The organism is Clostridium sp. DFI.5.61 (assembly GCF_024462915.1).
Taxonomy (GTDB): domain Bacteria; phylum Bacillota; class Clostridia; order Oscillospirales; family Oscillospiraceae; genus Lawsonibacter; species Lawsonibacter asaccharolyticus.
In genome coordinates, this window is the sequence record NZ_JANGBZ010000090.1 from 1 (window position 1) to 9750 (window position 9750).

Sequence of the window (9750 nt, forward strand, 5' to 3'; positions counted from 1 at the left end):
CCCCCCCCCCCCCCCCCCCCCCCCCCCGCCCCGCCCCCCCCCCCCCCCCCCCCCGGGGGCAGTTTTCTCTCCTGTTTCAGAAAAAGGGCATCTTTTTTCTGCCCGCGCATATAGATCCATAAGGGACCGCGCACGTTCCGTGCGGCCCGCTCTGCGCCGGGAGGTGAGCCCCATGGGCCGTCTGTTCTCCAGAAGAAAATACCGGGACTTGATGCTGGGTCTGGCTCTGCTGTGCGCTGTTCTGGCCCTGATGCGCTGGCCCCAGGAGAGCATGGCCGCCGCCCGGGACGGGCTGGCCCTGTGCGGCAATGTGATCATCCCCTCCCTTTTTCCCTTCTTTGTCCTCTCCTCCCTGGTGGTAGAGCTGGGGATGAGCCGCTACCTGGGCCGTCTGCTGGAGGGGGTCATGGCCCCCCTGTTCCGGGTGGGGGGCGCCTGCTCCTCCGCCCTCGCCCTGGGCTTTGTGGGGGGCTACCCGGTGGGGGCCCGCACTGCCATCGCCCTATACGAGAACGGCCAGTGCTCCAAAACAGAGGCAGAACGGCTGCTGGCCTTCTGCAACAATTCAGGTCCCGCCTTTATCCTGGGGGTGGTGGGCACCGGGATCTTCGCCAGCAGCCGTGCGGGGCTGCTCCTCTATCTGGCACATATCGCCGCTTCCCTGTGCGTAGGCCTGCTCTTCCGCTTCTACCGGCCCGGCGAGGGACCCCGGCCGGGACGACATGCGGCCCCCCAGTTCCAGGCAGCCAGCTTCCCCGTGGCCTTCACCCACTCCATCACCGGGGCCCTGTCCTCCACCCTGAACATCTGTGCCTTCGTGCTGTTTTTCACGGTGGTCATCCGGATGCTCTTTCTCTCCGGCGTCATGGGCGCTCTGGCCGGCGGGGCGGCCGCTCTGCTCTCCCCCCTGGGGCTGGATCAGGCATGGGCTCAGCGGCTCATCACCGGCCTGTTGGAGCTCTCCTCCGGGGTCTCCTCCCTCACCGGAGCGGGCACGGTGACCGGCCGGCTGTCCATGGCCGCCTTCATGCTGGGGTGGGCCGGCCTCTCTGTCCACTGCCAGGTGCTGGCCTTTCTGGGAGACAGCGGCCTGTCCCTGCGGACCTACCTCACCGGCAAGCTGCTTCATGGCGGCCTCTCCGCCCTTTTCACTGCCCTGCTGGTCCGCCGCTTCCCCCTGGAGGCGCCGGTCTCCTCCTACCTGGCGGAACAGGTGGAGGGCATCGCCAGCCTGGACTTTCAGCGTGCCCTAACCATCTCCACCGCGGCCGCCTGGGGCGTCTGGCTGCTCTTTGTGGCACTGGCCGTCTATATGGTGAAAAAAAGCAGTGGAAAACCCAGGCCAAAGAGAGTATAATGGTCCCAACAACGCATTGGGAGGGACCTTCATGGGCCTGTTTCAAAAAAAGATCGAACCCCGCTGCACCTACTGCGCCCGTGGGCGCGCCCTGAGCGAGGATCAGGTGATCTGCGACCGGAAGGGGGTCATGTCTGCCGGTTCCAGCTGCCGATCCTTCAAGTACGACCCATTGAAACGGGTCCCTCCCCGCCCGGCTAAGGCGGATTTCTCCAGGCTGAAGGACGAGGATTTTGTCCTCTGAACCTGGACGTTCTCAGGAGCCTGCCAGCCAGGCAATGGGCGGAGAGACTGTCATTCCCGAGGTACACGCCCTTGGAAATGACGAAATCAAACTTTTATTCCGTCGCCTGCGGGTGGCGGAATTCCTCACAGGAGAGCTTTTTCCACAAGCCGAGGCGGCCTCCGCATCTGCGGAGGCCGCCCTGTTCTTGTTCCACCGCTGCTCTCCCGGCCGGGAGCCGGGCCCTTACAGCATCTTGTACAGCATGGCAGCCCCTACCACTCCGGCGTCGTTGCCCAGGGAGGCTCTCTCCAGGCGCGGCGGCTTGGACTTGTCAAAGCAGCCCGCCAGCACCAGCCCCCGCAGGGGGTCCAGCAGCAGGTCGTCCTCTGCGTTGCTGATGCCGCCGCCCAGGCAGATGATCTCCGGCTGGAGGATGTTCACCAGGTTGATCAGGCCGATGGACAGCCCCTCGAGATAGCGGTGAAGCACCTTCTTTGCCGACAGGTCCCCCAGCCGGGCAGCCTGGAAAGGGATGCGCCCGTCCACGCGGAAGCGGTCCCCCTGGCACAGCTCCCACATCACGCTGCCCGGGTCCCGCTCCATGGCCTCCTGGGCAATACGGATCAGGGCAGTAGCGGAGCCGTACTGCTCCCAGCATCCCCGGTTCCCGCAGCCGCACAGCACGCCGTTGGGCCGGATGATCATGTGGCCCACCTCCAGCCCGGACTGGGCGAAGCCGGTGTACAGCTTGCCGCCCACCACCAGGCCGCCTCCGATGCCGGTGCCCAGGGTGACCACCACTGCGGGGTCGCAGTCCTTGGCCGCGCCGGCCCAGTACTCACCGATAGCGGCGCAGTTGGCGTCGTTGCCCAGATAGACGGGCACGTCCCACTCCGCCTGGAACATCTCCCGGATGGGAGTGTTGTCAAAGGGCATGTTGGGAGTCTGGATCACATAGCCCGTCTTGTTGTCCACCAGACCGGGCAGGCCCAGGCCCACTGCCTTGATCTGATCTGCGGCGAAGCCCCCTACCTCCGCCGCCTGCTGGGCCAGCTGGGCGGACTGGCGGCACAGCTCTGCCGGGTCCCACGCCTTGTTCACCGGACGGCTCACCTTGTTGATGATCTTTCCCGCTCCATTGGTCAGTCCGGCCACCATGTTGGTGCCGCCGATGTCAAGCCCGATATACATCTCATTCATCTCCCACACCCATCTTCCGGGCAAAATGTTGATCCATTCTTCTGGTCAGCTCCAGCGCCGCGTTGTGGCCCATCTTGCGGTTGCGGTTGTTCATGGCCGCCACCTCCACGATGCTGGCCAGGTTCCGGCCCGGCTTCACCGGGATGGTCAGGGCGGGCAGCTGCACCCCCAGGATCTCGGTGTAGGTGTTCTCCAGGCCCAGGCGGTCATAGACTGCGGTGTCATCCCAGGGCTCCAGCTTGATGACCATATCGATCTCCTGATTCATCTTGATGGCCCCCATGCCGAACAGGCGGCGTACATCGATGACCCCGATGCCCCGCAGCTCCATGTAGTGGCGGATCAGCTCCGGGGCGGAAGCCACCAGGGTGCCATGGTTGGTCTCCTTGATCTCCACCGCGTCGTCCGCGATGATGCGGTGGCCGCGCTTGATCAGCTCGATGGCCACCTCGCTCTTGCCCACGCCGGACTCTCCCTGGAAGAGCACCCCCTCGCCGTAGATCTCCATCATCACGCCTGACCGGGTGATCCGGGGAGCCAGATGGTTGTAGAGACTGCCGATGAGAGAGCTCATAAAAGCCGAGGTCTGCTCCTGGGTGCGCAGCACGGTGCGCCCGTATTTCTGGGCCATCTCCATACACTCTGGGAACGGGTCGATGCCCCGGGTATAGATCAGGGCAGGCACCGGGTAGGAGAGCAGTCGGTCAAAGCTCTCCCGGCGCCGCTCTTCACTCATGCCGCTGACATAGGTAGTCTCGGTCAGTCCCATCACCAGCAGGCGCTTGGTGTCAAAATGCTCAAAAAAGCCGGACAGCGGAAGTCCGGGGCGGTTTACGTCCAGGGTCCGCAGCGGGATATTCTGGTAGTCCTCTCCCTCGTGGAGGAGCTCCAGGTGGAATTCCTTGATGATCTCGCCCAGACGGACGCTGTTTTGGGTCTCTGTCACAGGGTGCACCCCTCTCCTATATTCTGGTTCTGGATTAGTATAGCTCATTTCCACCCGGCACGCAAGAGAACAGCCGTTTTTTCTTGTCCTATTTTACACAGGCAGGAGATGCTGCCCTCTCCTTTTTCGTCAAAACTGCCAGAGCGTGCCCGTAAAATTTTCAGGGGCGGCCGGCCACAGGCTGCCCCTGCCCTTCCACTCCTGAGAATAAGCGGAGTTTTTGAAAAAAACTCTTGCATTTTCACGCAACATCTGGTATTATATCAGTCGATGCTTCTATAAGCGTACTCTCATAGCGAGGAGGTAAGCAACATGGCTAAATGCGAATTCTGCGACAAGGGCGTCACCTTTGGCATCCAGGTCTCCCACTCCCACCGCCGTTCCAACCGTGTCTGGAAGCCCAATGTGAAGCGCGTGAAGGCGATCGTGAAGGGCACTCCTACCCACGTGTACGTCTGCACCAGATGCCTCCGTTCCGGTAAGGTCACCCGCGCTGTGTGATTGGAATAAGGCTGACAAAAAACCTCTGTACCACACGGTACAGAGGTTTTCTCTTTACACCGGGGATGCCTCCAGCTCCTCCAGATCTGTCCGCTCCACCAGGAAGGCCATGAAGGAGCGCCGGGTGACGATCCCGCAGAAGCAGTTCCGGTCGTCCACGATGGGGATGAAGTTCTGCCGCAGAAGCGCCTGGGCCACCTGATCCGGAGTGGCCCGGATACCCAGCGGCGGGCAGAAGTCCGGGCGGAGAAGGCCCCCGATGCGGTACTTCTCGTGAGCCTTCCTGTCGGTGGTACCCACAGCCAAAATATGACGCAGGAAGTCCCCCTCTGTGATGCTGCCCAGGTATTCTCCCTGGTCATTCAGCACCGGGATGGCGGTGTATCCATGCTGCCGCAGCAGCTCCAGTCCCTGACGCACCGTGTCCCCTGTATGTAAAAACACGGTCAGAGCCTTGGGAGTCATGATCTTGATGATATTCATATTGGTCTCCTTGCAGTTTCGTATCGATACCCAGTCTGAGAAATCTCCCCAGCCGTTCTCCGCATCTCGGCCTGCGGCCTCTTTCCTTCTATCATAAAGGAAACGCCTCCCTTTTGCAACTGTTCTCTGTAGGATATTCTAAAAAGGGCCTGGGCGGCTGTGCACAGCCGCCCAGGCCCTTTTTAGAATATCCTACAGAGAACAGTTGCAAAAGGGAGGCGTTTCCTTTATGATAGAAGGAAAGAGGCCGCAGGCCGAGATGCGGAGAACGGCTGGGGAGATTTCTCAGACTGGGTATCGATACGAAACTGCAAGGAGACCAATATGAATATCATCAAGATCATGACTCCCAAGGCTCTGACCGTGTTTTTACATACAGGGGACACGGTGCGTCAGGGACTGGAGCTGCTGCGGCAGCATGGATACACCGCCATCCCGGTGCTGAATGACCAGGGAGAATACCTGGGCAGCATCACAGAGGGGGACTTCCTGCGTCATATTTTGGCTGTGGGTACCACCGACAGGAAGGCTCACGAGAAGTACCGCATCGGGGGCCTTCTCCGCCCGGACTTCTGCCCGCCGCTGGGTATCCGGGCCACTCCGGATCAGGTGGCCCAGGCGCTTCTGCGGCAGAACTTCATCCCCATCGTGGACGACCGGAACTGCTTCTGCGGGATCGTCACCCGGCGCTCCTTCATGGCCTTCCTGGTGGAGCGGACAGATCTGGAGGAGCTGGAGGCATCCCCGGTGTAAAGAGAAAACCTCTGTACCGTGTGGTACAGAGGTTTTTTGTCAGCCTTATTCCAATCACACAGCGCGGGTGACCTTACCGGAACGGAGGCATCTGGTGCAGACGTACACGTGGGTAGGAGTGCCCTTCACGATCGCCTTCACGCGCTTCACATTGGGCTTCCAGACACGGTTGGAACGGCGGTGGGAGTGGGAGACCTGGATGCCAAAGGTGACGCCCTTGTCGCAGAATTCGCATTTAGCCATGTTGCTTACCTCCTCGCTATGAGAGTACGCTTATAGAAGCATCGACTGATATAATACCAGATGTTGCGTGAAAATGCAAGAGTTTTTTTCAAAAACTCCGCTTATTCTCAGGAGTGGAAGGGCAGGGGCAGCCTGTGGCCGGCCGCCCCTGAAAATTTTACGGGCACGCTCTGGCAGTTTTGACGAAAAAGGAGAGGGCAGCATCTCCTGCCTGTGTAAAATAGGACAAGAAAAAACGGCTGTTCTCTTGCGTGCCGGGTGGAAATGAGCTATACTAATCCAGAACCAGAATATAGGAGAGGGGTGCACCCTGTGACAGAGACCCAAAACAGCGTCCGTCTGGGCGAGATCATCAAGGAATTCCACCTGGAGCTCCTCCACGAGGGAGAGGACTACCAGAATATCCCGCTGCGGACCCTGGACGTAAACCGCCCCGGACTTCCGCTGTCCGGCTTTTTTGAGCATTTTGACACCAAGCGCCTGCTGGTGATGGGACTGACCGAGACTACCTATGTCAGCGGCATGAGTGAAGAGCGGCGCCGGGAGAGCTTTGACCGACTGCTCTCCTACCCGGTGCCTGCCCTGATCTATACCCGGGGCATCGACCCGTTCCCAGAGTGTATGGAGATGGCCCAGAAATACGGGCGCACCGTGCTGCGCACCCAGGAGCAGACCTCGGCTTTTATGAGCTCTCTCATCGGCAGTCTCTACAACCATCTGGCTCCCCGGATCACCCGGTCAGGCGTGATGATGGAGATCTACGGCGAGGGGGTGCTCTTCCAGGGAGAGTCCGGCGTGGGCAAGAGCGAGGTGGCCATCGAGCTGATCAAGCGCGGCCACCGCATCATCGCGGACGACGCGGTGGAGATCAAGGAGACCAACCATGGCACCCTGGTGGCTTCCGCCCCGGAGCTGATCCGCCACTACATGGAGCTGCGGGGCATCGGGGTCATCGATGTACGCCGCCTGTTCGGCATGGGGGCCATCAAGATGAATCAGGAGATCGATATGGTCATCAAGCTGGAGCCCTGGGATGACACCGCAGTCTATGACCGCCTGGGCCTGGAGAACACCTACACCGAGATCCTGGGGGTGCAGCTGCCCGCCCTGACCATCCCGGTGAAGCCGGGCCGGAACCTGGCCAGCATCGTGGAGGTGGCGGCCATGAACAACCGCAACCGCAAGATGGGCCACAACGCGGCGCTGGAGCTGACCAGAAGAATGGATCAACATTTTGCCCGGAAGATGGGTGTGGGAGATGAATGAGATGTATATCGGGCTTGACATCGGCGGCACCAACATGGTGGCCGGACTGACCAATGGAGCGGGAAAGATCATCAACAAGGTGAGCCGTCCGGTGAACAAGGCGTGGGACCCGGCAGAGCTGTGCCGCCAGTCCGCCCAGCTGGCCCAGCAGGCGGCGGAGGTAGGGGGCTTCGCCGCAGATCAGATCAAGGCAGTGGGCCTGGGCCTGCCCGGTCTGGTGGACAACAAGACGGGCTATGTGATCCAGACTCCCAACATGCCCTTTGACAACACTCCCATCCGGGAGATGTTCCAGGCGGAGTGGGACGTGCCCGTCTATCTGGGCAACGACGCCAACTGCGCCGCTATCGGTGAGTACTGGGCCGGCGCGGCCAAGGACTGCGACCCCGCAGTGGTGGTCACCCTGGGCACCGGCATCGGAGGCGGCCTGGTGGTGGGCGGCAAGCTGTACACCGGCTTCGCCCAGTCCGGGCTGGAGGTGGGCCACATGATCATCCGGCCCAACGGCGTGCTGTGCGGCTGCGGGAACCGGGGATGCTGGGAGCAGTACGGCTCCGCTACTGCCCTGATCCGTATTGCCCAGGAGGCCATGGAGCGGGACCCGGGCAGCGTGATGTGGGAGCTGTGCCAGGGGGACCGCTTCCGCGTGGACGGGCGCATCCCTTTCCAGGCTGCCCGGCTGGGGGACCTGTCGGCAAAGAAGGTGCTTCACCGCTATCTCGAGGGGCTGTCCATCGGCCTGATCAACCTGGTGAACATCCTCCAGCCGGAGATCATCTGCCTGGGCGGCGGCATCAGCAACGCAGAGGACGACCTGCTGCTGGACCCCCTGCGGGGGCTGGTGCTGGCGGGCTGCTTTGACAAGTCCAAGCCGCCGCGCCTGGAGAGAGCCTCCCTGGGCAACGACGCCGGAGTGGTAGGGGCTGCCATGCTGTACAAGATGCTGTAAGGGCCCGGCTCCCGGCCGGGAGAGCAGCGGTGGAACAAGAACAGGGCGGCCTCCGCAGATGCGGAGGCCGCCTCGGCTTGTGGAAAAAGCTCTCCTGTGAGGAATTCCGCCACCCGCAGGCGACGGAATAAAAGTTTGATTTCGTCATTTCCAAGGGCGTGTACCTCGGGAATGACAGTCTCTCCGCCCATTGCCTGGCTGGCAGGCTCCTGAGAACGTCCAGGTTCAGAGGACAAAATCCTCGTCCTTCAGCCTGGAGAAATCCGCCTTAGCCGGGCGGGGAGGGACCCGTTTCAATGGGTCGTACTTGAAGGATCGGCAGCTGGAACCGGCAGACATGACCCCCTTCCGGTCGCAGATCACCTGATCCTCGCTCAGGGCGCGCCCACGGGCGCAGTAGGTGCAGCGGGGTTCGATCTTTTTTTGAAACAGGCCCATGAAGGTCCCTCCCAATGCGTTGTTGGGACCATTATACTCTCTTTGGCCTGGGTTTTCCACTGCTTTTTTTCACCATATAGACGGCCAGTGCCACAAAGAGCAGCCAGACGCCCCAGGCGGCCGCGGTGGAGATGGTTAGGGCACGCTGAAAGTCCAGGCTGGCGATGCCCTCCACCTGTTCCGCCAGGTAGGAGGAGACCGGCGCCTCCAGGGGGAAGCGGCGGACCAGCAGGGCAGTGAAAAGGGCGGAGAGGCCGCCATGAAGCAGCTTGCCGGTGAGGTAGGTCCGCAGGGACAGGCCGCTGTCTCCCAGAAAGGCCAGCACCTGGCAGTGGACAGAGAGGCCGGCCCACCCCAGCATGAAGGCGGCCATGGACAGCCGGCCGGTCACCGTGCCCGCTCCGGTGAGGGAGGAGACCCCGGAGGAGAGCTCCAACAGGCCGGTGATGAGCCGCTGAGCCCATGCCTGATCCAGCCCCAGGGGGGAGAGCAGAGCGGCCGCCCCGCCGGCCAGAGCGCCCATGACGCCGGAGAGAAAGAGCATCCGGATGACCACCGTGAAAAACAGCACGAAGGCACAGATGTTCAGGGTGGAGGACAGGGCCCCGGTGATGGAGTGGGTGAAGGCCACGGGGAAGCTGGCTGCCTGGAACTGGGGGGCCGCATGTCGTCCCGGCCGGGGTCCCTCGCCGGGCCGGTAGAAGCGGAAGAGCAGGCCTACGCACAGGGAAGCGGCGATATGTGCCAGATAGAGGAGCAGCCCCGCACGGCTGCTGGCGAAGATCCCGGTGCCCACCACCCCCAGGATAAAGGCGGGACCTGAATTGTTGCAGAAGGCCAGCAGCCGTTCTGCCTCTGTTTTGGAGCACTGGCCGTTCTCGTATAGGGCGATGGCAGTGCGGGCCCCCACCGGGTAGCCCCCCACAAAGCCCAGGGCGAGGGCGGAGGAGCAGGCGCCCCCCACCCGGAACAGGGGGGCCATGACCCCCTCCAGCAGACGGCCCAGGTAGCGGCTCATCCCCAGCTCTACCACCAGGGAGGAGAGGACAAAGAAGGGAAAAAGGGAGGGGATGATCACATTGCCGCACAGGGCCAGCCCGTCCCGGGCGGCGGCCATGCTCTCCTGGGGCCAGCGCATCAGGGCCAGAACAGCGCACAGCAGAGCCAGACCCAGCATCAAGTCCCGGTATTTTCTTCTGGAGAACAGACGGCCCATGGGGCTCACCTCCCGGCGCAGAGCGGGCCGCACGGAACGTGCGCGGTCCCTTATGGATCTATATGCGCGGGCAGAAAAAAGATGCCCTTTTTCTGAAACAGGAGAGAAAACTGCCCCCGGGGGGGGGGGGGGGGGGGGGCGGGGCGGGGGGGGGGGGGGGGGGGGGGGGGGG

12 protein-coding genes are annotated in these 9750 nt (G+C 62.3%); 6 read left to right on the plus strand and 6 right to left on the minus strand.

Going from position 1 to position 9750, the window contains the following annotated elements; all coding sequences use genetic code 11:
• Nucleotides 1-172: 172 nt before the first annotated feature.
• Both NE584_RS18580 and NE584_RS18585 read left to right on the plus strand, forming a co-directional pair.
• A complete protein-coding gene (locus NE584_RS18580) occupies nt 173-1357 on the plus strand; it encodes a nucleoside recognition domain-containing protein (RefSeq protein WP_108980872.1) in 1185 nt (394 codons plus the stop codon).
• 31 nt (nt 1358-1388) lie between these two features.
• Nucleotides 1389-1601, plus strand: coding sequence for a hypothetical protein (locus NE584_RS18585; RefSeq protein WP_050623886.1), 213 nt, complete (start codon nt 1389-1391; stop codon nt 1599-1601).
• 225 nt (nt 1602-1826) lie between these two features.
• Here NE584_RS18585 and NE584_RS18590 read toward each other — a convergent pair whose 3' ends face one another.
• Both NE584_RS18590 and hprK (NE584_RS18595) read right to left on the minus strand, forming a co-directional pair.
• On the minus strand, nt 1827-2774 hold the full coding sequence (locus NE584_RS18590; RefSeq protein WP_050623885.1) for an ROK family protein: 948 nt from the start codon (nt 2772-2774) through the stop codon (nt 1827-1829).
• Between the two features lies 1 nt (nt 2775).
• The gene (hprK, locus tag NE584_RS18595) at nt 2776-3729 is read right to left on the minus strand and encodes an HPr(Ser) kinase/phosphatase (RefSeq protein ID WP_242850303.1); all 954 of its coding nucleotides are present in this window, start codon (nt 3727-3729) and stop codon (nt 2776-2778) included.
• Between the two features lie 312 nt (nt 3730-4041).
• Here hprK (NE584_RS18595) and rpmB (NE584_RS18600) point away from each other — a divergent pair, with 312 nt between their 5' ends.
• Entirely contained in the window at nt 4042-4230 is a 189-nt protein-coding gene (gene rpmB / locus NE584_RS18600; RefSeq protein ID WP_050623883.1) for a 50S ribosomal protein L28, read from the plus strand.
• Nucleotides 4231-4284: 54 nt separating this feature from the next.
• On the opposite strand, the gene NE584_RS18605 is transcribed toward rpmB (NE584_RS18600), so the two are convergent.
• Nucleotides 4285-4713 carry a CBS domain-containing protein gene (locus NE584_RS18605; protein ID WP_050623882.1) on the minus strand — a complete coding sequence of 143 codons (429 nt, stop codon included), beginning with the start codon at nt 4711-4713 and terminating at the stop codon, nt 4285-4287.
• 324 nt (nt 4714-5037) lie between these two features.
• Between NE584_RS18605 and NE584_RS18610 the strand changes: the two genes are divergently transcribed.
• Nucleotides 5038-5466, plus strand: coding sequence for a CBS domain-containing protein (locus tag NE584_RS18610; protein WP_050623882.1), 429 nt, complete (start codon nt 5038-5040; stop codon nt 5464-5466).
• A gap of 54 nt (nt 5467-5520) precedes the next feature.
• Here NE584_RS18610 and rpmB (NE584_RS18615) read toward each other — a convergent pair whose 3' ends face one another.
• Nucleotides 5521-5709: a 50S ribosomal protein L28 gene (gene rpmB, locus NE584_RS18615; RefSeq protein ID WP_050623883.1), complete on the minus strand. Its 189-nt coding sequence runs from the start codon at nt 5707-5709 to the stop codon at nt 5521-5523.
• 312 nt (nt 5710-6021) lie between these two features.
• Between rpmB (NE584_RS18615) and hprK (NE584_RS18620) the strand changes: the two genes are divergently transcribed.
• Nucleotides 6022-6975, plus strand: coding sequence for an HPr(Ser) kinase/phosphatase (gene hprK / locus NE584_RS18620; protein ID WP_242850303.1), 954 nt, complete (start codon nt 6022-6024; stop codon nt 6973-6975).
• Nucleotide 6976: 1 nt separating this feature from the next.
• A complete protein-coding gene (locus NE584_RS18625) occupies nt 6977-7924 on the plus strand; it encodes an ROK family protein (RefSeq protein WP_050623885.1) in 948 nt (315 codons plus the stop codon).
• Between the two features lie 225 nt (nt 7925-8149).
• Here NE584_RS18625 and NE584_RS18630 read toward each other — a convergent pair whose 3' ends face one another.
• Both NE584_RS18630 and NE584_RS18635 read right to left on the minus strand, forming a co-directional pair.
• Complete coding sequence (locus NE584_RS18630; RefSeq protein ID WP_050623886.1) at nt 8150-8362, minus strand: hypothetical protein; 213 nt, start codon at nt 8360-8362, stop codon at nt 8150-8152.
• Between the two features lie 31 nt (nt 8363-8393).
• The gene (locus NE584_RS18635; protein WP_108980872.1) at nt 8394-9578 is read right to left on the minus strand and encodes a nucleoside recognition domain-containing protein; all 1185 of its coding nucleotides are present in this window, start codon (nt 9576-9578) and stop codon (nt 8394-8396) included.
• Nucleotides 9579-9750: the final 172 nt, after the last annotated feature.

Excerpts from the sequence above, each read along its gene's own strand:
- NE584_RS18580 (WP_108980872.1), top strand. The coding sequence starts at position 173 with ATGGGCCGTCTGTTCTCCAGAAGAAAATACCGGGACTTGATGCTGGGT.
- NE584_RS18585 (WP_050623886.1), top strand. The coding sequence starts at position 1,389 with ATGGGCCTGTTTCAAAAAAAGATCGAACCCCGCTGCACCTACTGCGCC.
- NE584_RS18590 (WP_050623885.1), bottom strand. The coding sequence starts at position 2,774 with ATGTATATCGGGCTTGACATCGGCGGCACCAACATGGTGGCCGGACTG.
- rpmB (WP_050623883.1), top strand. The coding sequence starts at position 4,042 with ATGGCTAAATGCGAATTCTGCGACAAGGGCGTCACCTTTGGCATCCAG.
- NE584_RS18605 (WP_050623882.1), bottom strand. The coding sequence starts at position 4,713 with ATGAATATCATCAAGATCATGACTCCCAAGGCTCTGACCGTGTTTTTA.
- NE584_RS18610 (WP_050623882.1), top strand. The coding sequence starts at position 5,038 with ATGAATATCATCAAGATCATGACTCCCAAGGCTCTGACCGTGTTTTTA.
- rpmB (WP_050623883.1), bottom strand. The coding sequence starts at position 5,709 with ATGGCTAAATGCGAATTCTGCGACAAGGGCGTCACCTTTGGCATCCAG.
- NE584_RS18625 (WP_050623885.1), top strand. The coding sequence starts at position 6,977 with ATGTATATCGGGCTTGACATCGGCGGCACCAACATGGTGGCCGGACTG.
- NE584_RS18630 (WP_050623886.1), bottom strand. The coding sequence starts at position 8,362 with ATGGGCCTGTTTCAAAAAAAGATCGAACCCCGCTGCACCTACTGCGCC.
- NE584_RS18635 (WP_108980872.1), bottom strand. The coding sequence starts at position 9,578 with ATGGGCCGTCTGTTCTCCAGAAGAAAATACCGGGACTTGATGCTGGGT.